Here is a 21,237-nt window from a genome sequence, read left to right as displayed (position 1 = left end):
TGGGGCGCTGTCATTGGGATCACGTTTTTGTTCCGGGAAGATTACGGTTTAATAACGAGAGAACCGCTGAGAGGTCGTTTCAAGGCGGAGCTCGATGTGCATGACGTGTTCCTCCTCCAATAGGCGACTGTCCGAGGGAGGAGGAACACGCGGTGCTCACCCTGCAGCCAGAGCGGACGCGCGAGCCGTCCGATGCGCACCACCTGCGCAGCGGCGGCGCGAGCCGTCCTCGCCGCGCGGTGCGCGTCCTCGTCGCGGTCGCGGCGTTCCTTGCGTTCGGAGTGCTCGGACTGGTCGTGCTGGCGTGGAAGAAGCGCCGGGGCCGACGACGTCCTGCGTTCTCGTGCGACTGCTGTCGACGGCGTCGCTACCTCACGTACGGGGCGACCTTCCTGGTCGCCGGGCTGGTGCTGGCCGGGGCCGGACTGTCGGTGAACCAGTACGCGAACGGCCCGGACCTGCCGACGTGTAAGCCGGGGCCGTCCGCAGTCGTCACCGGGGAGTCCCACGATCTCCCGTCGACCGAGACAGCCGGTGGGCCAGTTTGGTCCAAGAGCCGGCAGGTCGTCACGGCGCCGGTCTCCGGTCTCGCTCGGCAGTACGTGAACGACCGCGGGGGCGACCTGTGTGCGAACCAGTCAACGACCATCGCATTCCTGCCGTCGGCGGCTGCTGACTCGGGTGTAGCGGTCGGCGGCGTCGTCCTCATCGCAGAGTCACCCGATAAGCCGGGACCTTGGGCAGCGCTGGCACGCCATGAGTCCCGCCACGTCGACCAGTGGGCGACGCTCACGCTCGCGGGTGGTCCGTTGGCGATGCCGGTGCTCTACGCAGTCGACGACGCGTTCTTCCCGGACTCCCTCAACCACTTCGAACGCGCCGCAGGTCTTGAAGACGGCGGGTACCCCCACGTCGACGGAATCGCCCCGCAACCCAACTGGGCGTCCGCCACGGTGATCGGGCTCATCCTCGTTGCGCTCTTCCGTCGCCGGCTCCGTTGGGCCTCCCGGGTCGCGATCGGCGGCCGCGCGGCAGCCGCCGACCATCAGTACCGACGTTGCCCGCTGCACAGCACCGGATGGTCACGCGTTCGTCACAGCTGATCGCGCCGCCAGGACTCGACCTTGTCGATCACCTGGGCTGGTGCCGCGGTGGCGTGGGTCATGAGGCTCTCCCTGTTGTCACGGCGCGCTGTGACCCACTGCGGTGGGCCGGGATCGCGGCCGTTGTGGCGATGACAGCGAGAAGCGCAACAGCCATGAGCACGAAGGCTGCTCGGTCGCTGCCGACGCTGGAAGCGGCGGTCGTCGCGCCTGCCAGGCCGACCGCACCGCCGAACTGCTTCGCGGTGTTCATCAGGCCAGAGGCTGCACCGGCATGCTTGGGGCGGACACCTGTGGTGACGAGCGTGGCCAGCGGCGTGTTCATCAGTCCACCGCCAATTCCGATCCCGACGGTGGGCACCAGGACGGCGACGGCGAAGGGGGCGCGGTCGACCGAGGCGAGCCAGATCAGTCCAGAAACGGCGATCACCGCGCCCGCCACGATGAGCAAACGGGGTGCGCATCTCTTCATGAGGCGCGGCGTGAACCAGAGGTTCACGACCAACATGCTGGCGGTGAGTGGGAGGAAGGCCAACCCGGCCTGGATCGGCGAATATCCAAACCCAGTCTGCATCCGGAAGGTCAGGAAGTACCACAGGCCGACTTGGAAACATGCGCCTGTCAAAGCCGTCGCAATGTTGCCGAGGACGATCAGCCGATCTCGTGTGAGGTCGCCGGGAACGAGCTTGTGGGGCGCGCGGCGCTGCTGCAGGATCAACAGGACCAACAGCGTGGCCGCCGCCGAACCCGCCACGAGTGGCAGGTCACCCGCGGCTCGTTCGCCTGCGGCAGACAGTCCGTAGGCGGCGCACGTGAATGCGGCGGTGGCCAGCACCGCCCCGATGGTGTCGATGCGTCCGGAGTCACGCTGATCGGTGGTCCGTCGGTAGAGAACGAGTGCTGCGATGGCGACGCCGACTCCGATGGGCAGATTGATCAACAAGGTGGCTCGCCACGAGATCAAGTCGGTGAGTACCCCGCTGGCGATGTTGCCCAGCCCACCCCCGGCCAGGCTCACCGCGGTCCAGACGGCGATGGCTCTGGTTCGATCCGGACCTTCAGCATGGGTGGTCGTCAGCAATGTGAACGTCGCCGGAGACGCCGCAGCAGCAGAGATGCCCTGCGCGGCGCGAGCGGCGATCAGCACCCAACCTTCCGTGGCGAGACCCCCGATGACGCTCGCCACAGTGAATGCCGCCACGCTCCAGACGAGCAGTCTCGCAGTGCCCACGACGTCGGCCAGCCTTGCGCCGACCAGGAGTAATCCGGCGAAGCCGAGGCTGTAGGCCATCGCCACCCACGACGCCGTAACCCTTCCGAGCCCGAGGTCGGCCTGGATAGAAGGCAGAGCGACGTTGACCACCGAGACGTCCAACACCACGATCAGTTGAGCGAGACACGACGTCCACAGCCCGAGCCGTTGCAGTGTCGATGACATACCCCTCCTTGATACATTCGTATCAACTGATACGAATGTATCATCGGTGGGGCTGAGGGAGGTCTTGATGATGGCGTCGGGGCGCAAGGCCGAGATCATGGAAGCGGTCGAACGCCTCCTCACGCGCGGCGGGATCAACGCCGTCACCATGAGAGCCGTGGCCGCCGAAGCCGGCGTGTCCCTCCGGCTCGTTCAGTACTACGGCAGCACCAAGGACGAGCTGCTCGGCGCCACACTCGATCGTCTCGCCGCCAAGAGCGTCGAAAGATGGCAGGCCCGCATCGGGCACCCGGAACGCGAATCACCGGTCGAGGTCATCAGGGCGTTCTTCGACGAGGCACTACCAACCGATCAGGCGAGCCGAGGTTTCCACCGCGTTGGGGTCTCCCTGGAAGCGCTGGCGATCACCCACTCCGACACGGCAGGAAATGCCTACCAAAAGCACCTGAGCGGCCTCGCTGACCATCTCGCCGGCGTCCTGCAGTCCGACAACCTCAGCGCAACAGCCGCACGCAACCTGGGACTGGAAGTGATCGGACTGGCGCACGGAGTTGGGACGCTGCTGATGGCAGGACAGCTCTCTGCGCACGATGCGAAGACACTGATCAAGAACTACCTCGAACGACTCGAACCACAACTAACCCGATGACCCCGGACCCCCCCCGCAGCCGACAGGGACCTCGAGTCCCGCAGCGGTTAGTGACCGTCGAGCTGATCCGGGGCGAACGGCCATTCCTCGAACGAGTGACAACGGCCATCCGGAGCAAACTCCATCACCCATAGGTCGCGCCACTGTCCGGCTTCTGCTGAGGCGTAGTCCACCGCGACGCGTACGACTGCGGTGCGATCGTCGACCGCCACAACCTCGCTCGACATGGCGAATTGCTCATCGGCGTTGTCTCGCTCGGATTCCCAGAACCGTTCGATCTCGCTCAGGCTGGCGACGGGTCGCGCCCACGGTGACGGACGGTAGCTGGCGTCGGCTGTGAACAACTCGGTCAGTAGATCGGTGCCGGGTGTACGCCAGAGCCGCTCGTACATCTCGACCCAGCGTTCCACTGCCTCGCGCTGCATGGGGTTCGTCCTCAATCGTCCGTGTGCGGGTGCGGTTCGGGGTGCGTCACTCGTCCGCCGATCGCGCTTCGTCGTACGCGCGTACGACTGTCTTCGGTGCACAGGTGCGCCAGGCGTCGGTGAGAATCTCAGCCAGTTCGACGCGTGAGATCTCGTCCAGCTGCGATTCACGTACGAGAACGGCGTTGTAGCCGTCGAAGTGCGAGGTGGTGAAGAACGGCCCGTCGTCCTGCACAAGAGCGAGTTTCTCCGACTCGTCCGGAACCCGGATCAGGATGACATCGGTCAGTCGTTCGCCGTCCTCGTCGAGCGCGTCCGGGCGTGGCGAGCGGAACCCGACAAACCACTTCCGGCTCACCTGGTACGCGGGTCGACCGCCCCAACCCGAGACCTTCGCAGTTCGCGGCAGTGCGAGCGCGATGGTCTCGATGTCGTCTACGCGAGCCGGACGTGACATGCCGGTCAGCGTAGTCGAGCGGAGCACTAGGATGGGCCGGTAATCCCCACGCACCGACGAAGGGAACTCCTGCCCCTATGAGCGAGCCAGACGCCGCGGGCATCACCCGCGCCGACGTCGCACACCTGGCGAGCCTCGCGCGCATCGACCTGTCCGACGAGGAGCTCGACAAGATGGCACCGGAGCTGTCGGTCATCCTCGACTCGGTTGCCGCAGTGTCCGAGGTCGCCACCGACGACATCCCGCCGATGTCGCATGCGGTTCCGCTGACCAACGTCTTTCGCCCCGACGAGGTACGCCCGGGCCTCAGCCCGGAGGAGGCGCTGGCGATGGCGCCGCAGGTCGAGCAGCAGCGGTTCTCCGTGCCGCGGATCCTTGGGGAGGAGCAGTGAGCGCACTCGACCTCGGTGCAGCGGAACTCGCCGAGAAGATCGCAGCGGGCGACATCACCTCCGAAGACGCCACCACGGCGAGCCTCGACCGCATTGCGGCCGTCGACGGCGAGATCAACGCGTTCCTGCATGTCGACCGTGAGGGTGCCCTCGCGACGGCACGCGATATCGACGCTCGGCGCGCCTCCGGTGAGAAGCTCGGACCACTCGCCGGCGTACCGATCGCCGTCAAAGACGTTCTCGCCACCAAAGGGCTGCCCACCACGTGCGGGTCGAGGATCCTCGAGGGGTGGGTGCCGCCGTACGACGCGACCGTCGTCGAGCGCATCCGCGCGGCGGGCATGCCGATCGTCGGTAAGACGAACATGGACGAGTTCGCGATGGGCTCGTCCACCGAGCACTCCGCGTACGGGCCGACCCGCAACCCATGGGACACCGATCGCATTCCGGGCGGCTCGGGAGGGGGTTCCGCGGCGGCCGTCGCTGCGTACGAGGTGCCGCTCGCGGTGGGCACCGACACGGGAGGTTCGATCCGCCAACCCGGAGCCGTCACGGGCACCGTCGGCGTCAAGCCGACCTACGGCGGCGTCTCTCGTTACGGGCTCGTCGCGCTCGCGAGCAGCTTCGACCAGGCCGGACCGGTCACCCGATCGGTACTCGACGCGGCCCTGCTGCACGAGGTGATCGGCGGCCACGACCCGATGGACTCGACCAGCATCGATCAGCCCGTACCCGATCTCGTCGCGGCCGCACGTCGCGGTGACGTCTCCGGGTTACGCATCGGCGTGGTCAAGGAGCTCGGCGGCGAGGGCTATCAGTCCGGCGTACGCGCCCGCTTCGACGACGTCGTCGAGCTGCTGACCAAGGCGGGTGCGGAGATCGTCGAGGTCTCGTGCCCGCATTTCGAGTACGCACTTGCCGCGTACTACCTGATCCAGCCGAGCGAGGCGAGCAGCAACCTCGCGAAGTTCGACGCTATGCGCTACGGCCTGCGGGTCACGCCCGACGGGGTCGACTCGCCGAGTGCCGAGCAGGTCATGGCAGCGAGCCGCGATGCCGGGTTCGGCGATGAGGTCAAGCGCCGCATCATCATCGGCACGTACGCGCTGTCGAGCGGCTACTACGACGCGTACTACGGCTCGGCGCAGAAGGTACGCACGCTGATCAGCCGCGACTTCGCTGCGGCGTTCGAGCAGGTGCACGCGCTCATCTCGCCGACGGCGCCGACGACGGCGTTCAAGCTCGGCGAGAAGCTCGACGACCCGATGGCGATGTACCTGAACGACGTCGCGACCATCCCTGCGAACCTCGCCGGCGTACCGGGCATCTCCGTGCCGAGCGGCCTCGCCGACGAGGACGGCCTGCCCGCCGGCGTGCAGGTCCTCGCACCCGCGACGGCCGACGACCGGCTCTACAACGTCGGCGCCGCGATCGAGTCGATGCTCGAAGACAAATGGGGGAGCCAACTGCTTGCAGGGGCTCCGAAGCTGGAGGTACGCGCATGACCGCGGCGACGATGGTGTCGTTCGACGACGCCATGACCCGCTTCGACCCGGTGCTCGGGCTCGAGGTGCATGTCGAGCTCGGCACGATGACCAAGATGTTCTGCGGGTGCGCGACGACGTTCGGCGCCGAGCCCAACACCCAAGTGTGCCCGGTGTGCCTCGGACTGCCCGGCGCGCTGCCGGTGGTCAACGGTACGGCGGTCGAGTCGGCCATCCGGATCGGTCTCGCGCTCAACTGCGAGATCGCCGAGTGGTGCCGCTTCGCGCGCAAGAACTACTTCTACCCGGATATGCCGAAGAACTTCCAGACCTCGCAGTACGACGAGCCGATCTGCTTCGACGGCTGGACCGAGGTCGTTGTCGACGGCCAGACGTACCGAATCGACATTGAGCGCGCCCACATGGAGGAAGACACCGGTAAGTCGCTGCACGTCGGCGGCGCCACCGGCCGCATCCACGGCGCCGACCACTCGTTGGTCGACTACAACCGCGCCGGCATCCCGCTGATCGAGATCGTGACGAGGCCGATCGAAGGTGCGGGTGACAAGGCACCGGAGGTCGCACGCGCGTACGTCGCGCACCTGCGCGAGCTGCTGCTCGGGCTCGGTGTCTCCGACGTACGGATGGAGCAGGGCTCGCTGCGCTGCGATGTCAACCTGTCATTGCGATCTGGCGCCGATGCACCGCTCGGTACGCGCACCGAGACGAAGAACGTCAACTCGCTGCGTTCGGTCGAGCGCGCCGTGCGTTACGAGGTCGGCCGGCAGGCGGGCGAACTCGACGCGGGTGACTCGGTGCTCCAAGAGACGCGGCACTGGCATGAAGACACGGGCATCACCACGTCGGGCCGCGAGAAGTCCGATGCGGAGGACTACCGCTACTTCCCGGAGCCCGACCTCGTACCCGTCGCGCCGTCGCGCGAATGGGTCGAGGAGCTGCGAGCGGAGCTGCCCGAGCCGCCGGCGGAGCGTCGTGCGCGTCTGCAGCAGGACTGGGACTTCTCCGATCTCGAGATGCGTGACGTCGTCGGCGCAGGTGCGCTCGACGCGGTCGCCGAGACGATCGCCGCCGGAGCCGCGCCGCAGGCAGCGCGTAAGTGGTGGCTCTCGGAGCTCGCTCGCCGAGCGAACGAGCAGGAGGTCGACCTTGCTGAGCTGGCGATCACGCCTACACAGGTCGCGGAGATCCAGGGGCTCGTCGACGCCGGGCGGATCAACGACAAGCTCGCGCGCCAGGTCTTCGACGGGGTACTCGCGGGGGAGGGCTCACCCGAGCAGGTGGTCAGTGCCCGCGGCCTCGAGGTGGTCTCCGACGAGGGTGCGCTCGGCGAGGCGGTCGACCGCGCGATCAAGGCCAACGCCGACGTCGCCGACAAGATCCGCGGCGGTAAGCATGCGGCCGCGGGGGCGCTCATCGGTGCGGTGATGAAGGAGATGCGCGGGCAGGCCGACGCCGGTCGCGTACGCGAGCTGATCCTCGAGAAGCTCACCTGACGGGGTCGGCGCCGGCCTTCTTCGCGACTGCCTCGCGTACGGCCGGCGCGACTTCGGTCGCCCAACGGCGCAAGGTGAGCTCCGACGCGGTGCCACCGCGGAGGTCGGAGAACAGCGTGAACCCCGATGCGCCATGGCGCAGCACTGCCTCGGTGAGCTCTTCGACCCATTGGCGTGTCGAACCGCCGATCCAGCGACCGTCGCGTTCTCGCGTAGAGGGCAGCGGGCGGTCGGTGATCTGTCCCGGGAGGTTGAAGACCGTCCGGATCTCGCGCGGGTCACGGCCGACCGCCATCGCCGCGTCGTCGATGTACGGACGCGACTCCCGGTAGCGCTCGCTGAGCCAGTCCGCCGCGTGGCCGGGGATCCACCCGTCCGCGACCCTTCCCGTTGCGGCCAGCGACCTCGGGCCCACCGAACCTGTCCAGACCGTTGGCGCGGGCGTCGGCGAGGGATCGATCCGGCTCACACCGTAGTGGTCGCCGTCGTAGTCGACCGGCGGGCCACCGCCGGACAGTTGTCGGATGAGCACGACCGCCTCCTCGAAGGCGGTCACGGCGTCTCTCGGCGACAGCCGGCGCACCCCGAGGTCCGAGATCCGGCCCCAATCGCCGCCCGCACCCATACCGAGCACGAAACGGCCGCCGGACAACGCGGAAAGGGAAGCCGCGGTCCGCGCAAGGATCGGCGCCGGGCGGGTCGGCAGGTTCGTGACGTTCGCGTACGCTGCGATCCGGCTCGTGCGGCCGAGCACGAACCCGATCGCGGCGTACGCGTCCAGGCGCGAGCCGAGGTAGGGATGATCGGGAATCGAGAACAGGTCGAGTCCGTCACGATCGGCTTGTTCGGTCGCGTTCAGCAGCGCTGCCGGATCGTCGAAACCGTTCGGCGCACCGAAGCCGAAGACGACACCGTCGGAAACCATGGTGATCTCCTTTCAGACCAGGGCGCGCAAGCCCGCGACGAGCGGGGTCGACGGTCGGCCGATGAGCCGGCGCAGCTGGTCGGTCGCCTCCGCCGAGACTCCCGACGCGGTGTCGGCATCCAGCTGTACGAGGAACGACGCAAAGTCATCGTCGACGCCTTGGGCTTGTAGCGCGGCGGCATGCTCCTGCGACGACACGTCGCGGTAGGACACCGGCACACCGACGGCATCGGAAACGGCCGCCGCGAGCTCCGGGTACGACCAGGCGACGTCGCCGGTCAGTTCGTACGTCGCGTTGTCGTGGCCGTCGGTCGTCAGTACGACAGCGGCCGCCTCGGCGTAGTCGGTCTTGGCGGCGCTGGCCACCCTCCCTTCATGCACGCTGCCGAGGATCTCGCCCGTGTCGGGAGCGCTGGACAGCAGACCCTGGTAGTTCTCATGCCAGGAGTTGATCCGCAGCATCGTGTAGGTGAGCCCGGATTCACGGATCAGCTTCTCGGTTGCCCGGTGCTCTGCGGTGATGAACTGGGTGCTGGTGTCGGCGTGCGGCGCGCTGGTGTAGACGAGCCGAGACACACCTGCTCGTTGCGCAGCCCGGATGACGTTCTCGTGCTGGGTCATCCGCTTGACGAACTCGTTGCCGGAGACCAGCAGCAGTACGTCTACGCCCTCGAGCGCCGCTTCGACGGCCGCATGGTCCTCGTGGTCTGCGATGCGTACGGGGACGGACCTCTCCTGGAGGGTGGTCGTCTTGTCCGGGTTGCGGGCGATGGCGACGATTCGATCGGCCGGTACACGCGTGAGTAGGTGGTCGATGACGAGGCCACCGAGCGCTCCGGTGGCTCCGGTGACGGCAATACGGTCAGACATGATGGGCCCTTCATAGGTGCTGCTAGTTCGCAGCACGAACGATAGTAGTTCGTAGCACGAACTACAAGGGATATTTGGGCAACTAGGACTCCGGCTCGTCGAGGTTGGCGAACACCGGGGGTACGTCGTTGGCGGCAACCACGCGGCCGAGCAGCCGGGCGAGGGTGTCGCACTCGGTGTTGTTCAGGCCCGTCGTGAGGGTCTCGATCCGCCGACACGTCTCGGGGTAGAACCGATCCGCAAGTGTGCGGCCCTGTGGGGTGAGGGCGACGCGCACTGCCCGGGTGTCACGTGGGTCCGGCTCACGTCGGACCAGTCCGTTGCGCACGGTGCGGTCCACCAGGCCGGTCAGGCTGGACTTGGCCAGGCCGAGCATGGTGCCGAGCTCGCGCATGCCGTACGGCTGTGGCATCAGCACGCAGAGCAGCTGACCCTGCTGTTGGGTGAGGCCGTGCTCTCGGGCAGATTCCGAATAGACGGCGTCGACCAGAAAGGTGGCACGTACCAACCCGGTCACGATGTTCAACTGATTCTCTGCAGGTTCTCCCACCTCTCCAGAATAGCATTTGAAAGATCATCTAGTTCGTGAGGCGAACTTGAACCGCAGGTCCGACGGCCTTGATATGAAGCAATGTTTAGGTTCTAGGCTCGTCGCATGACTACGACAGAGACCTCTCCGATCACCGAGGACGACGAGCGGGCGATCCGTGCCGTCGTCCAGCAGGCTCACGACGCACAGAACGATGCCGGCGTGTTGCCGGCGCTACACGTCGAGGACGCCGTCATCGTCAACATCGCGGGACGCAGGCTGTTCGGCCGCGACGAGTTCGAGTCCGCGATGGCGAAGGCGGTCGCATCGCCGCTCCGCGACGTCACCACGACCGTCGAGGTCATCGACGTACGCCCGGTCACTGGCGACGTTGCCATCGTCAGCAGCATCAAGTCTGTGCATGACGGGCGGCAGGACGAGGCCGCCGAGGTTCCCGAGCGGGGCGCGTTCACGTACGTCGTCAAGCGTGATGGTGCGCAGTGGAGGATCGCACTGGCACAGACCACACCGATCGTCTGAGCGGCGAAATCCGGTCGCTCTGTCGAGGTCGGTCATCTACCTTCTCGCTATGAGCACTACCCAGTCGGTCACCACGAGCCCAGACCGTAACGGCCTCACCTGGCGCGCCTTGTCTGTGGCCGACCTCGACCGATGGATCGCGCTGGTCGAGAAGATGGAGGTCCACGATCGCGCCGAGGAGCGTACGCGACGCTCCGATCTGGAAGTCCTGACCCGCCAGTCGTGGGTGGACCTGGAGGCCGACTCAAGGGTGGCTGTGGATGTCGACGGCGAGTTTCGCGCGGTCGGCCGGAACATGTTCCGGCTCGGCGCGATCGATACCGTCGCGGTTGCGCTGACGGGCGGCGTCGACCCGGACTGGCGCGGGCGCGGAATCGGTCGAGAGCTGCTGGCGTGGCAGCGTAAGCGCGCGGTTGCGAACATCGCCGACCTGCGCGCGGTCGATGCGCACGCCGCGCGACTGCCTGCGCGGATCGGAGGTTTCGTCGAGGAGCAGGTCACCAATCGAGCGCGGCTGTTCGAGGCGGCTGGTTTCGAGGTCACGCGGTGGTTCCTCCAACTGCGCCGTCGACTCACAGACGTACCGCACGTCGGCGATCTGCCGATCGACGGCCTACGCGTCGAACGGTTCGACGACAGGTACGCGGAACGGTTACGGCTCGCGCACAACGACGCATTCCGAGATCACTGGGGATCCGCTACGTACGACGAGGAGGCCTGGCGCACCGGACTTCTCGAGGAGGAGGCGTTCCGCCCGGCTCAGAGCTTCGTGATCGTCGACGCGAATGACCCGGACGAGCCGATCGTCGCGTACGTCGTCAACTGCGAGTACGAGCACGACTGGGCGCCGCAGGGTTTCACCGACGGCTACACAGACGTGATCGGCGTCCGCCGCGCCTGGCGCGGATGCGGTCTCGCTCGATACCTGCTCGCGCTCTCGGCTGAGGCGTTCGCCGAGGCCGGTCACTCGTACGCGACGCTGGATGCCGATGCAGAGAACCCGAGTGGTGCCGTCGCGCTGTACGAGTCGGTCGGCTACCGGCCGACTCATCGCACGAAGTACTACTCGATCGACGTCGACTGAGCGTTGATCCGAGACAGCAGGTTCAGCAACTCGGTATGGATTTCGTCCGGGTACTCCATCGGCAGGAAGTGCGATCCGCGCAGCTCGACGAGGTGCGCATCGGCCATTCGCTCGGCCGCCGTGTCCATCGCCCGAGCCCCGGCGAGTACGTCCCAGTGCCCTGAGACGAACGTCGTCGGAACGTCGATGGCTGACAGCGACACCCGTGGGTGACGTGCCGCGTGCACGGCCAGTCGCATGTACCAGTCGATGTCGGTGGTCAGAAACTCGCGTACCGCCTCGCGTACGACGGCATCGGACGCCGACGGCAGCATGAAACCGCTGTGCCGCAACAGTTTCGTGGTGACGGGGTTCCACGGCACCCGCTTGGTGACCATCGACAGCGCCTTGCCGGTTGCGAGCATCGCCCATGCCGACCCGACCGTTAGCCGACGCGCCACCGGAGCGGGCAGATGCAGTGGCCCGAGCATGGTGCTGAACGTGTCGCCGGGTACGCCGGCGACCGCGAGCAGGCCCGTCACTCGCTCGGGATGCAGGGTGGCCAGCTCGAAGGCGACGTTGACGCCGAACGACCAGCCCACGACGACGCAGGAGTCGACGCCTGCGTCGTCGAGGACGGCGACGGCGTCCTCGACGAAGTCCTCGATCGAGACGTGATCGGGGTCGTCCGGCCGATCGGAGCCGCCGACTCCTCGGTGGTTCCACGAGATGACGTTGACGCCGCAGTCGGGGGAGAGCAACGCCGGCCAGACGTACGGATTGGTGCCGAGGCCGTTGCAGAGCAGTACGGTCGGCCCCTCGGCGTCGTTGCTCCACGCCCGCAGCCGGGTGCCGTCGGCGCTGTGCACATCGTAGAAGCGCACGCGCGGAACGGCCGTCGAAGCGGCTACGGTTTGTGCGGTCATGTAACTAATTGTCTCAGGGAGCGCCGACGGCGGGCACTAGGTCCCGATTCGACGATGAGGAGAGCGATGTCGCTGGTCTGGCTGCCGTTCCCGCATGGCGACCTGGGCGAGGCACCCGAAGGTCTTTCGTACGATGTCTATGTCGGGGGTGAACCGCCGTCCGACATCGAGCGGGTCGAATTGTACGTACCGGCGTACGACACGAACGTCGACCTCCCGTCGGTGCTGCGTCAGATGACGTCCCTTCGGGTGGTGCAGACGCTCACCGCGGGCACGGAGCACGTCGCTCGGCATGTTGTCGACGAGGTCACTCTCTGCAACGCGCGAGGAGTGCACGATGCGGCGACCGCCGAGATGGCGATGGCGTTGATGCTCGCTTCCATTCGGGGCATCCCGGAGTACGTGCGCGCTCAGCCTGCGCATGACTGGCGACACGACACGAGCGGACCGGCGCTCGCGGACAGCCGGGTCCTGATCGTCGGCTACGGCAGTATCGGCGAGGCGCTCGGTCGCCGGCTCGAACCGTTCGAGTGCGAGGTGGTGAAGGTCGCCCGCCGCGCCCGCGACGGCGTACGCACCATCGAGGAGCTGCCGGAGTTGCTGCCGACGGCCGATGTGGTCGTACTCCTCGTGCCGCTCACCGACGAGACCCGCCACCTGGTCGACGCGAACTTCCTCGCCGCGATGAAGGACGGCGCGACGCTGGTCAACGTCGCACGCGGTGGTGTGGTCGACAACGAGGCGCTGCTGGCCGAGACGTCGAAGGGCAGGTTGTACGCGGCGCTCGACGTGACGTCTCCGGAGCCGCTGCCCGCGGGAGACCCGCTCTGGGATGCGCCCGGCGTACTCATCACCCCTCATGTCGCGGGCGGAACGACGGCGATGGTCCCGCGGATGCATGCCTTGCTGCGTGATCAGCTGCGGAGGTTCGCCGCGGGTGAGTCGCTGCTCAATGTCGTGCGTTGATCGGCGACATCGCCCAGCGCACACCTTTGGTGACGGCGACGCCACCTGCCCGTACGACGGTCGCCTCGGTCAGCGGCAGGTACGGCAGCCGCAGTGGGAGCCGCGCCCACCACGGCAGCAGCCCGACGGCCGCGGCCGACAGCATCGTGTACGGCGCGCGCAGGGCAATCGGTACGGGCGGGTGGACGAGTAGGAAGCGTGCGGTGCGTCTGGCGGCCGGTGTGCTCGCCAACTCCGGACGGAAGTCGGCGAGCGCACTGCGTAGCTCGGCAACGGTCTCGGGCACGTCGTCGGCTCCCAATGCGCGGGCGACGACGGCGGTCTGCGCGACGTAGGTGTCGCGCTCCGCATCGCTCAACCGGCGCAATCCGTATCGGTCATGCGCAGTCAGGAAGCTGTCGGCCTCCGCGATGTGCACCCAGCGCAGTAGCTCCGGATCGCTTGCTTCGTACGGGCGGCCGTCGGGTGTCTCTCCGCGTATGCGGCGGTGCACGCCGCGTACTCTCGCGACCGCTCGACGCGCCTCGGCGGCGCTCCCGAAGGTCGTGATGCCGAGGAACGCCGAGGTTCGTTGCAGCCGGCCCCACGGGTCGCCGCGGAAACCCGAATGGTCGGCGACTCCGGCCATCGCGAGCGGATGCAGCGACTGCAGAAGCAGCGCCCGCAGGCCGCCGACGAACATCGACGAATCGGCATGTACGACGGTGATCGGGCTGCCGGGAGCGAACCAGCGGTCGTCGTCCGAGCTCCCGATGCGCGCACGCCGCTCGAGTGCGTCGGGCCCGGCAACGCGGGAGAGCAGTGACCTGCCGAGTCGTAGGCGGCAGTCGGTGGGCGTCGGCAGCATGACTCCATGGTCCCACTGCGTCGATCAATGCCTGTGGGTTGATAGTGGGCAGTCAATGCGAGAGCGTTGCGGCGAACGGCATCACAATCAATCAATGTTTGAATATTGATTTCGAATGATCAATCAATGATGATTGACTCCATGTACGTGATCACCGCGGATCAACGCGGCAGCCGCAGCAGCGCGGATGCCGTGCCCGACGTACTCGACGCCCTCAACTCGGCGTACGGCGACACGCTCACGCTCGCCTTCGACCGCACGGCAGGCGACGAGGTCCAGGGTCTTGCATCCGATGCGACCACCGTTGTCTCGGTCACCGTCGATCTCGTACGACGCGGCGACTGGTGGATCGGGGTCGGCGTCGGCGGCGCTGAATCGCCGCTTCCGGACAACGTACGCGCGGGCCGCGGCGTCGCGTTCGTCAATGCGCGCTCAGCCGTCGAGCGAGCGAAACAGGAGCCGGCGGGGGTCGCCGTCGTCGGCAACGACGAGGCCGGCGCCGAGCGGGCCGAGACCGCGCTGGTGCTGCTCGCCGGGCTGCTCATGCGTCGCAGCGACGCGGGCTGGGAGGCGGTCGACGCGATGGCCGCTGCCGAACGCCAGCTCGACGCCGCCGAGCGTATCGGCATAACGCCGCAGGCGATGAGTCGTCGGTTGCGAGTGGCAGGGTGGTCCGAGGAGGCCAGGGCTCGACGGCTCGCGGCCTGGGTGCTCGAACACGGAGTGGATGAATGACGGCCTACGTACTCACTGTCGCCGCGGGTGTCTGCGCCGTCGTTGCGTGGTCGTTCGTACGCACATCGGGTCTGCGTACGTTGGCGGCGCTCGCCGTTGCCGCGTTGGCAGGTGTCGCCGCGGTTGCCACCTTGTTCGAGGATCCGCTCACCGGCGACCAGCGGCCGGTCTTCGTCCTCTTCGGTGCGATTCTCGCCGTTGCCGGAGGCGCCGTGGTCGTGGCCGCCGTGTTCGCGCAGATCGACGGGACTTCGAAACCAGGCGAGGAGTCATCGTCGATGCGGGCGGCCGGCGAGCTGTTGCGCGGAGGTGCCTGGATCGGCGCGCTCGAACGCTTCTCGGTCTTCCTCACCCTCGCCGCACGCTGGCCCGAAGGCATCGCGGTCGTGCTCGCGGTCAAGGGTCTCGGACGCTATCCCGAGCTACGCAGCCACGCCGGCACGGGCGCCGCCGAGCGGTTCATCATCGGCAGCCTGGTCAGCCTCGCGTGGGCAGCGCTGGTCTCGTACGTCGTGTTCGAGCCGTACGTGATCTCGCGCTGAGGCGCCACCTCCGCCCACTCCTCGCCGCGGGCGAACCTACGAGCTACTCATCGGCGATCGCGCGACGAGTACGTTCGGTGATCTCGCGTTCGGACTCGTAGTGCGCCAGGCCCCAGTCGGCGACGAGTGCGGGGTAGCGGACGTCATCGCGATCGGCCAGCATCCGGCGCACCGCCTCGAGCTCCGCCTGACGGTCGGCGAGCGCCTTCTCGTACGCGTCGAGCATTCGTACGAGGGCGTCGCGACCCATCAGCTGGCCCATCAGCAGTCGCAGTGCGACCGGATGTTTCAGGACCGGGAACTCCGGTTCGCTGGTGGCGAGCCATCCCGTGAGCGCCTCGGTGCCGGCGTCGGTGATGCGGTAGCGGCGGGTCGTACGCCTGCCTTGTCGCGCGGACATCGCCTCGACGAGCCCGGAGCGGGCCAGTCGGGAGAGCTCGGAGTAGATCTGGCTCATCGCGGGCGAGGTCCAGTAGAAGCGCAGCGTGAAGTCGGCGCGCTGCTTCAGCTCGTAGCCGGTCAGTCCGTGCTCGGAGGTCCGGGCGTCGAAGGCGAGTAGACCGAGCAGCGCGTACGAGGTCGTCGACAGGTCTTGACTCACGGGCCGTAGCGTACTATTCCTATTAGGAATAAGCGCGCCGAGAACTCGAGGAGAGCACGCAGGTGATCACCGCAGTCGACTTCGTGACGGTCAACGTGGCCGATCAGGAGCGCGCAAAGCGCTTCTACACCGAGGTGCTCGGCTTCGAGCTGCTCAGCGACCAGCCGATGGGTGGTCCCGACGACGAGGACGGCCCGCGCTGGATCGAGGTACGCCCGCCCGGGGCGTTCACCCGCGTCGTCCTGTTTCACAACGTCGACGGCACAGGCGCGTTCGGCCCGTGTGTCTTCAACACCGACGACATCGTCCAAACCGCCAGCGACATCAAGGCTGCGGGCGGCACTGTCATCGAGGAGCCCGCCGAGGCGGCGTGGGGCGGCTGGTGGGCACGGTTCGCCGACTCCGAGGGAAATGAGTTCGGAATGAATCAACGATCATTGGTAGGACAGTGATGGCCGCCGACGGCGCGATCATGCTCGTCGGCACCCGCAAGGGGCTGTGGCTCGGACGTTCCGACGCCGCGCGTACGAACTGGACGTGGGACGACCCGCACTTCCTGATGTCCGAGGTCGCGTCCTGTGCGATCGACACGCGTACGGATCCTCCGCGGCTGCTCGTCGGCTCGATGAGCTGGCACTGGGGGCCGCAAGTGCTCTACTCCGACGACCTCGGCAAGACATGGCAGGGTCAGGAGGCGAGCGCGGTCGCCTTCCCCGAAGACACCGGCTCGGCGCTCGAGCGTGTCTGGCAGCTCACGCCCGGGCCGGCCGACCAGCCCGGCACGACGTACGCCGGCACGGAGCCCTCGGCGCTCTTCCGCTCGGTCGACGGAGGCAAGAGCTTCGAGCTCGTACGCGGCCTGTGGGACCACCCGCATCGGCCGACGTGGCATCCGGGCGGTGGAGGCCAGGCGATCCACACGGTGCTTCCGCATCCGACCGACCCTGCGCAGGTGACCGTCGCGATGTCGACCGGCGGCGTCTATCGCACAGCCGACGGCGGCGGATCCTGGGCGCCGGCCAACAAGGGCATCGTCGCGGACTTCTATCCCGAGGACCAGCAGCCCGAGTATGGCCAGTGCGTGCACAAGGTGGCACGGCACTCTTCGGTGCCGGATCGTCTGTACGCCCAGAACCACGGTGGCGTCTACCGATCCGACGACGGCGGCGAGCAATGGAACTCGATCGCCGACGGGCTCTCCAGCGACTTCGGGTTCCCGGTCGTGGTGCATCCCCGCGAACCCGACACGATCTACGTCTTCCCGGTCGTCAGCCCCGAAGAGCGGTTCCCGCCGCACGGGCACGCCCGGGTGTGGCGCTCGCACGACGCGGGCGACACGTGGGAGGAGCTCGGCCGCGGATTACCCGATGAGTTCTATTCGGCCGTGATGCGCGACGCGATGTGTGTCGACACCGGAAGTCCCGCGGGGGTGTACTTCGGGAGTCGCGACGGTTCGGTGTACGCGAGCAACGACGACGGTGACACCTGGTTCGCTGCGGCCGAGCACCTGCCCGACGTTCTGTCCGTACGCGCCGCGGTCTATTGACCCGTTCCGACGCGGTCTGACACGAGGTCGCGATAGCGTGCGGAGGCAGTCTCCGTGAGGATGAGGAACGTACGTGAGTGAACAGCAACCGCCGTGGCCCGACGGCCAAGGCGGCCCGCGGTATCCGGGGCCACCACCTCAGCAAGGTCAGCCTCCCTATCCCGGTGCACCGGGACAGCCACCGCAGGGTCACAACCCGCCGCCGGGATATGCGCACCCTCAGCCCGGGTATGGCCAGCAGCCACCCGGTTACGGTCAGCAGCCCGCGTACGGCGGGCAGTCCGCCTACGGCCAGCAGCCCGGCCCGGCCCAGCCGTACCCCGGCTATCAGCAACGGCCGCCGGCACCGGCGCCCGACTCCAACGCTCGGCTCATCGGCTGGCTCATCGCGGCGACCGGTGTCATTGTCGGCATCGCGGCGTTCCTGACTTGGGGCACGGTGGAGTTCGGCGGTCGCAGTATCGACATCAATGGTGTGACCGGCACCGACATGGCCGGCGACGACGAGACTCGCGATGGCGTCATCACGGTTGTGCTCGCTCTTGCGGCGATCGCCTTCGGTGTTGTACGAGGGGTCGGTCGGTTGGCGCTGACGGCCGCCATCATCGGGCTCGTCATCGCTGCGCTGGTCGTGATTGTGGCGATCGTCGACATGGCCGATATCTCCGACTCGGTCGCGGGCGCTCCGTCGGGTGTCGAAGCCTCGATCGGCATCGGACTCTGGCTGACATTGGCCGGCGGTATCGCCATGGCCGCGGTGTCGGTGGCGGGTCTGGTCAAGCGTCGCTGAGGCGCGAGCGAGACTCCGCGCGTCTCGAATCGTGCGACCGCGACTGCACAGCACGTACGCTCCGGTCGTACGCTCTGCTCCATGGCCCCCGACATCAAACCCCGCAGCCGTGACGTCACCGATGGACTCGAGAAGGCGGCCGCTCGCGGCATGCTCCGTGCCGTCGGCATGGACGACGACGACTTCGCCAAGCCGCAGATCGGCGTAGCGTCCAGCTGGAACGAGATCACGCCGTGCAACCTGTCGCTCGACCGGTTGGCCGACGCAGTGAAGGCCGGCGTACACGAGGCGCGCGGCTACCCGCTCGAGTTCGGCACCATCTCCGTCTCCGACGGAATCTCCATGGGACACGAGGGGATGCACTTCTCGCTGGTGTCGCGTGAGGTGATCGCGGACTCGGTCGAGACCGTGATGATGGCCGAGCGACTCGACGGGTCGGTGCTGCTCGCCGGATGCGACAAAAGCCTGCCGGGCATGCTGATGGCTGCCGCGCGTCTCGACCTCGCGAGCGTCTTCCTGTACGCCGGCTCGATCATGCCCGGTCAGGTGGACGGCCAGGACGTCACGATCATCGATGCGTTCGAGGCCGTCGGCGCTTGTATGCGCGGACTCATCAGCCGCGAGAAGGTCGACGAGATCGAGCGTGCGATCTGCCCGGGCGAGGGTGCGTGCGGCGGCATGTACACCGCCAACACGATGGCGTCGGTTGCCGAGGCCCTGGGCATGTCGCTACCCGGGTCGGCCGCGCCGCCGGCGGTCGACCGGCGCCGCGACGGCTTCGCGCACAGCTCCGGTCGAGCCGTCGTAGGGATGCTCGAGAAGGGCATCACTGCCCGTCAGATCATGACGAAGGAGGCGTTCGAGAACGCGATCGCGGTCGTCATGGCACTCGGCGGCTCCACGAACGCCGTGCTCCATCTGCTGGCCATCGCGCGCGAGGCCGATGTCGACCTGACTCTCGACGACTTCAGCCGCGTCGGCGACACCGTGCCGCACCTCGGCGACCTCAAACCGTTCGGCAAGTACGTGATGAACGATGTCGACAAGGTCGGCGGCATCCCGGTCGTGATGAAGACCCTTCTCGACGCCGGACTCATGCACGGCGACTGCCTGACCGTCACCGGCAAGACGATGGCCGAGAACCTCGCGGACGTACCGTCCAACGTCGACGGAGACATCATCCGCGAGCTCTCCAACCCGATCCACAAGACCGGCGGACTCACCATCCTGCACGGGTCGCTCGCACCCGAGGGCGCGGTCGTGAAGAGCGCAGGCTTCGACAACGATGTGTTCGAGGGCACGGCCAGGGTGTTCGAGCGTGAGCAGCATGCGATGGAGGCGCTCGCGGACGGAACAGTACAGGCCGGAGACGCCGTCGTCATCCGGTACGAAGGTCCGAAGGGCGGGCCGGGCATGCGCGAGATGCTCGCGATCACCGGTGCGATCAAGGGCGCCGGGCTCGGCAAGGACGTACTCCTGCTCACCGACGGACGCTTCTCCGGAGGCACCACCGGTCTCTGCGTCGGCCACGTCGCGCCCGAGGCGGTCGACGGCGGCCCGATCGCGTTCGTCCGTGACGGCGACCGGATCCGCCTCGACGTAGCGAACAAGACACTCGACGTCGTCGTCGACAAGGACGAGCTGGATGCCAGGCGAGAGGGATGGCAGCCGCTACCCGCCCAGTACGACCGCGGCGTACTCGCGAAGTACGCGAAGCTGGTCAAGTCGGCTGCGCACGGCGCGATCTGCGGTTGATTTCGGTCGTCGGCGTTTTGTATCCCTGCGACACAGCTCCAATAGGTTCGTATCTCTCACGCAGGGATACAAAACCGGCCGGCGACCTCCAGCCCGTACGCTGACCCGCATGGATCCGGTCGATGCGCTGCGGGAGATCGCGTTCTGGATGGAGCGCTCACGCGCCGAGACGAGGCGGGTGCAGGCGTACCGGAAGGCGGCCGACATCGTCGAGGGGCTGACCGCGGCCGAGCGTGAACAGCATGCGAAGGCGCGGTCGTGGACCAGGCTCTCGGGTATCGGCCCGTCCACGGCGAAGGCGATCTCGCAGGCGGTCGCCGGTGAGGAGCCGACGAAGCTGGTCGACCTGAAGGCCGAGGCAAAACCCATCGGCGGCGGCGCCGAGATCCGGCAGGCGTTGCGCGGAGACCTGCACCTGCATTCGGACTGGTCCGACGGCGGCAGCCCGATCGAGGAGATGATGCGCCGCGCGGCGTCACTCGGACACGAGTACGCGGCGCTCACCGATCACTCGCCGCGGCTCACGGTTGCGAACGGGCTCTCTGCCGAGCGGCTCGAGCGCCAGCTCGACGTACTCGCCGAGCTCAATGAGCGGTTGGCGCCGTTTCGGATCCTCACCGGGATCGAGGTCGACATCCTCGACGACGGTTCGCTCGACCAGCGCGACGATCTGCTGGGTCGCCTCGACGTCGTGGTGGCGAGTGTGCATTCCAAGCTCCGCGCCGACCCAGGTGTCATGACCAAACGCATGACCACTGCGGTCGCCAACCCGCACGTCGACATCCTCGGGCATTGCACCGGTCGCCTGGTCGAGGGCGCCCGCGGCACCCGGCCGGAGTCGACGTTCGACGCGGAGGCGGTTTTCGCCGCCTGCCGCGATAACGGAACAGCGGTCGAGATCAACAGCCGGCCCGAGCGGCGCGATCCGCCGATGCGGCTACTTCGCCTCGCCGTCGAGATGGGCTGCGAGTTCTCCATCGACACCGACTCCCATGCGCCGGGTCAGCTCGACTGGCAGGGGTACGGATGCGAGCGCGCCGAGCGCGCCGGCGTGACGATCGACCGGATCATCAATACGCGTCCGGTCGATGACCTGCTCGCCTGGACTGCCGAGTGACTCACTGGCTGAATGCCGAGACA

24 protein-coding genes are annotated in these 21,237 nt (G+C 67.4%); 15 read left to right on the top strand and 9 right to left on the bottom strand.

Translation table 11 applies throughout. The annotated features are described in order from the left end of the window. Window positions 1-152: 152 nt before the first annotated feature. On the top strand, window positions 153-1,103 hold the full coding sequence (locus MU582_15185; protein UPK73771.1) for a hypothetical protein: 951 nt from the start codon (window positions 153-155) through the stop codon (window positions 1,101-1,103). 58 nt (window positions 1,104-1,161) lie between these two features. On the opposite strand, the gene MU582_15180 is transcribed toward MU582_15185, so the two are convergent. Next, window positions 1,162-2,628 (bottom strand): MFS transporter, encoded by a 1,467-nt coding sequence (locus tag MU582_15180; GenBank protein ID UPK73770.1) that lies wholly within the window; start codon window positions 2,626-2,628, stop codon window positions 1,162-1,164. On the opposite strand from MU582_15180, the gene MU582_15175 reads away from it, so the two are divergent. Further along, window positions 2,609-3,190 carry a TetR family transcriptional regulator gene (locus tag MU582_15175; GenBank protein UPK73769.1) on the top strand — a complete coding sequence of 194 codons (582 nt, stop codon included), beginning with the start codon at window positions 2,609-2,611 and terminating at the stop codon, window positions 3,188-3,190. The two genes, MU582_15180 and MU582_15175, sit on opposite strands and share 20 nt — an antisense overlap. A gap of 47 nt (window positions 3,191-3,237) precedes the next feature. On the opposite strand, the gene MU582_15170 is transcribed toward MU582_15175, so the two are convergent. Both MU582_15170 and MU582_15165 read right to left on the bottom strand, forming a co-directional pair. Beyond that, entirely contained in the window at window positions 3,238-3,615 is a 378-nt protein-coding gene (locus MU582_15170; GenBank protein ID UPK73768.1) for a hypothetical protein, read from the bottom strand. Window positions 3,616-3,661: 46 nt separating this feature from the next. Further along, the gene (locus MU582_15165; GenBank protein ID UPK73767.1) at window positions 3,662-4,072 is read right to left on the bottom strand and encodes an MmcQ/YjbR family DNA-binding protein; all 411 of its coding nucleotides are present in this window, start codon (window positions 4,070-4,072) and stop codon (window positions 3,662-3,664) included. A gap of 77 nt (window positions 4,073-4,149) precedes the next feature. Between MU582_15165 and gatC the strand changes: the two genes are divergently transcribed. The 3 genes from gatC to gatB are packed head-to-tail and all read left to right on the top strand — an operon-like array spanning window position 4,150 to window position 7,462. Then, window positions 4,150-4,464, top strand: coding sequence for an Asp-tRNA(Asn)/Glu-tRNA(Gln) amidotransferase subunit GatC (gatC, locus tag MU582_15160; protein ID UPK73766.1), 315 nt, complete (start codon window positions 4,150-4,152; stop codon window positions 4,462-4,464). Next, on the top strand, window positions 4,461-5,969 hold the full coding sequence (gene gatA, locus MU582_15155; protein ID UPK73765.1) for an Asp-tRNA(Asn)/Glu-tRNA(Gln) amidotransferase subunit GatA: 1,509 nt from the start codon (window positions 4,461-4,463) through the stop codon (window positions 5,967-5,969). Before gatC ends, gatA begins: the two co-directional genes overlap by 4 nt. Then, window positions 5,966-7,462: an Asp-tRNA(Asn)/Glu-tRNA(Gln) amidotransferase subunit GatB gene (gatB, locus tag MU582_15150; protein UPK73764.1), complete on the top strand. Its 1,497-nt coding sequence runs from the start codon at window positions 5,966-5,968 to the stop codon at window positions 7,460-7,462. Before gatA ends, gatB begins: the two co-directional genes overlap by 4 nt. Here the strand turns inward: gatB and MU582_15145 are convergent. The 3 genes from MU582_15145 to MU582_15135 form a co-directional block, all read right to left on the bottom strand. Continuing rightward, window positions 7,455-8,387 carry an LLM class flavin-dependent oxidoreductase gene (locus MU582_15145; GenBank protein UPK73763.1) on the bottom strand — a complete coding sequence of 311 codons (933 nt, stop codon included), beginning with the start codon at window positions 8,385-8,387 and terminating at the stop codon, window positions 7,455-7,457. The two genes, gatB and MU582_15145, sit on opposite strands and share 8 nt — an antisense overlap. Window positions 8,388-8,399: 12 nt before the next feature. Beyond that, window positions 8,400-9,257 carry an SDR family oxidoreductase gene (locus tag MU582_15140; protein UPK73762.1) on the bottom strand — a complete coding sequence of 286 codons (858 nt, stop codon included), beginning with the start codon at window positions 9,255-9,257 and terminating at the stop codon, window positions 8,400-8,402. An 82-nt stretch (window positions 9,258-9,339) separates the two neighbouring features. Beyond that, window positions 9,340-9,807, bottom strand: coding sequence for a MarR family winged helix-turn-helix transcriptional regulator (locus MU582_15135; protein ID UPK73761.1), 468 nt, complete (start codon window positions 9,805-9,807; stop codon window positions 9,340-9,342). Between the two features lie 105 nt (window positions 9,808-9,912). On the opposite strand from MU582_15135, the gene MU582_15130 reads away from it, so the two are divergent. After that, on the top strand, window positions 9,913-10,326 hold the full coding sequence (locus MU582_15130) for an SgcJ/EcaC family oxidoreductase (GenBank protein UPK73760.1): 414 nt from the start codon (window positions 9,913-9,915) through the stop codon (window positions 10,324-10,326). A 49-nt stretch (window positions 10,327-10,375) separates the two neighbouring features. Further along, the gene (locus tag MU582_15125) at window positions 10,376-11,410 is read left to right on the top strand and encodes a GNAT family N-acetyltransferase (GenBank protein ID UPK73759.1); all 1,035 of its coding nucleotides are present in this window, start codon (window positions 10,376-10,378) and stop codon (window positions 11,408-11,410) included. Here the strand turns inward: MU582_15125 and MU582_15120 are convergent. Continuing rightward, complete coding sequence (locus tag MU582_15120) at window positions 11,389-12,315, bottom strand: alpha/beta hydrolase (protein UPK73758.1); 927 nt, start codon at window positions 12,313-12,315, stop codon at window positions 11,389-11,391. The two genes, MU582_15125 and MU582_15120, sit on opposite strands and share 22 nt — an antisense overlap. 66 nt (window positions 12,316-12,381) lie before the next feature. On the opposite strand from MU582_15120, the gene MU582_15115 reads away from it, so the two are divergent. Further along, window positions 12,382-13,281 (top strand): 2-hydroxyacid dehydrogenase, encoded by a 900-nt coding sequence (locus tag MU582_15115; protein UPK73757.1) that lies wholly within the window; start codon window positions 12,382-12,384, stop codon window positions 13,279-13,281. Here MU582_15115 and MU582_15110 read toward each other — a convergent pair. After that, a complete protein-coding gene (locus MU582_15110) occupies window positions 13,265-14,128 on the bottom strand; it encodes a DUF2236 domain-containing protein (GenBank protein ID UPK73756.1) in 864 nt (287 codons plus the stop codon). The two genes, MU582_15115 and MU582_15110, sit on opposite strands and share 17 nt — an antisense overlap. Window positions 14,129-14,254: 126 nt before the next feature. Here MU582_15110 and MU582_15105 point away from each other — a divergent pair, with 126 nt between their 5' ends. Together MU582_15105 and MU582_15100 are read left to right on the top strand one after the other, a co-directional pair. Continuing rightward, entirely contained in the window at window positions 14,255-14,863 is a 609-nt protein-coding gene (locus MU582_15105) for a hypothetical protein (protein UPK73755.1), read from the top strand. Beyond that, window positions 14,860-15,405, top strand: coding sequence for a hypothetical protein (locus MU582_15100; GenBank protein UPK73754.1), 546 nt, complete (start codon window positions 14,860-14,862; stop codon window positions 15,403-15,405). The genes MU582_15105 and MU582_15100 overlap by 4 nt, the downstream gene beginning before the upstream one ends. A gap of 43 nt (window positions 15,406-15,448) precedes the next feature. Here MU582_15100 and MU582_15095 read toward each other — a convergent pair whose 3' ends face one another. Further along, the gene (locus MU582_15095) at window positions 15,449-16,006 is read right to left on the bottom strand and encodes a helix-turn-helix transcriptional regulator (protein UPK73753.1); all 558 of its coding nucleotides are present in this window, start codon (window positions 16,004-16,006) and stop codon (window positions 15,449-15,451) included. 62 nt (window positions 16,007-16,068) lie between these two features. Here MU582_15095 and MU582_15090 point away from each other — a divergent pair, with 62 nt between their 5' ends. From MU582_15090 to MU582_15070, 5 genes are all read left to right on the top strand, one after another. Then, window positions 16,069-16,458, top strand: coding sequence for a VOC family protein (locus MU582_15090; GenBank protein UPK73752.1), 390 nt, complete (start codon window positions 16,069-16,071; stop codon window positions 16,456-16,458). Beyond that, on the top strand, window positions 16,458-17,552 hold the full coding sequence (locus tag MU582_15085; protein UPK73751.1) for an exo-alpha-sialidase: 1,095 nt from the start codon (window positions 16,458-16,460) through the stop codon (window positions 17,550-17,552). Before MU582_15090 ends, MU582_15085 begins: the two co-directional genes overlap by 1 nt. Window positions 17,553-17,625: 73 nt before the next feature. After that, window positions 17,626-18,342 carry a hypothetical protein gene (locus tag MU582_15080; protein UPK73750.1) on the top strand — a complete coding sequence of 239 codons (717 nt, stop codon included), beginning with the start codon at window positions 17,626-17,628 and terminating at the stop codon, window positions 18,340-18,342. 81 nt (window positions 18,343-18,423) lie between these two features. Next, complete coding sequence (ilvD, locus tag MU582_15075) at window positions 18,424-20,097, top strand: dihydroxy-acid dehydratase (GenBank protein ID UPK73749.1); 1,674 nt, start codon at window positions 18,424-18,426, stop codon at window positions 20,095-20,097. A gap of 109 nt (window positions 20,098-20,206) precedes the next feature. After that, a complete protein-coding gene (locus tag MU582_15070; GenBank protein UPK73748.1) occupies window positions 20,207-21,214 on the top strand; it encodes a PHP domain-containing protein in 1,008 nt (335 codons plus the stop codon). Window positions 21,215-21,237 lie beyond the last annotated feature (23 nt).

It is taken from the genome of Nocardioidaceae bacterium SCSIO 66511 (assembly GCA_023100825.1).
Taxonomy (GTDB): domain Bacteria; phylum Actinomycetota; class Actinomycetes; order Propionibacteriales; family Nocardioidaceae; genus Solicola.
This window is presented reverse-complemented; position numbering and strand designations above follow the sequence as displayed.

Bases quoted from the DNA above. Each gene is read 5' to 3' on its own strand.
- MU582_15175 (UPK73769.1), top strand. From the start codon at position 2,609: ATGATGGCGTCGGGGCGCAAGGCCGAGATCATGGAAGCGGTCGAACGC.
- MU582_15170 (UPK73768.1), bottom strand. From the start codon at position 3,615: ATGCAGCGCGAGGCAGTGGAACGCTGGGTCGAGATGTACGAGCGGCTC.
- MU582_15165 (UPK73767.1), bottom strand. From the start codon at position 4,072: ATGTCACGTCCGGCTCGCGTAGACGACATCGAGACCATCGCGCTCGCA.
- gatC (UPK73766.1), top strand. From the start codon at position 4,150: ATGAGCGAGCCAGACGCCGCGGGCATCACCCGCGCCGACGTCGCACAC.
- gatB (UPK73764.1), top strand. From the start codon at position 5,966: ATGACCGCGGCGACGATGGTGTCGTTCGACGACGCCATGACCCGCTTC.
- MU582_15145 (UPK73763.1), bottom strand. From the start codon at position 8,387: ATGGTTTCCGACGGTGTCGTCTTCGGCTTCGGTGCGCCGAACGGTTTC.
- MU582_15140 (UPK73762.1), bottom strand. From the start codon at position 9,257: ATGTCTGACCGTATTGCCGTCACCGGAGCCACCGGAGCGCTCGGTGGC.
- MU582_15130 (UPK73760.1), top strand. From the start codon at position 9,913: ATGACTACGACAGAGACCTCTCCGATCACCGAGGACGACGAGCGGGCG.
- MU582_15125 (UPK73759.1), top strand. From the start codon at position 10,376: ATGAGCACTACCCAGTCGGTCACCACGAGCCCAGACCGTAACGGCCTC.
- MU582_15120 (UPK73758.1), bottom strand. From the start codon at position 12,315: ATGACCGCACAAACCGTAGCCGCTTCGACGGCCGTTCCGCGCGTGCGC.
- MU582_15115 (UPK73757.1), top strand. From the start codon at position 12,382: ATGTCGCTGGTCTGGCTGCCGTTCCCGCATGGCGACCTGGGCGAGGCA.
- MU582_15110 (UPK73756.1), bottom strand. From the start codon at position 14,128: ATGCTGCCGACGCCCACCGACTGCCGCCTACGACTCGGCAGGTCACTG.
- MU582_15105 (UPK73755.1), top strand. From the start codon at position 14,255: ATGATGATTGACTCCATGTACGTGATCACCGCGGATCAACGCGGCAGC.
- MU582_15100 (UPK73754.1), top strand. From the start codon at position 14,860: ATGACGGCCTACGTACTCACTGTCGCCGCGGGTGTCTGCGCCGTCGTT.
- MU582_15085 (UPK73751.1), top strand. From the start codon at position 16,458: ATGGCCGCCGACGGCGCGATCATGCTCGTCGGCACCCGCAAGGGGCTG.
- ilvD (UPK73749.1), top strand. From the start codon at position 18,424: ATGGCCCCCGACATCAAACCCCGCAGCCGTGACGTCACCGATGGACTC.
- MU582_15070 (UPK73748.1), top strand. From the start codon at position 20,207: ATGGATCCGGTCGATGCGCTGCGGGAGATCGCGTTCTGGATGGAGCGC.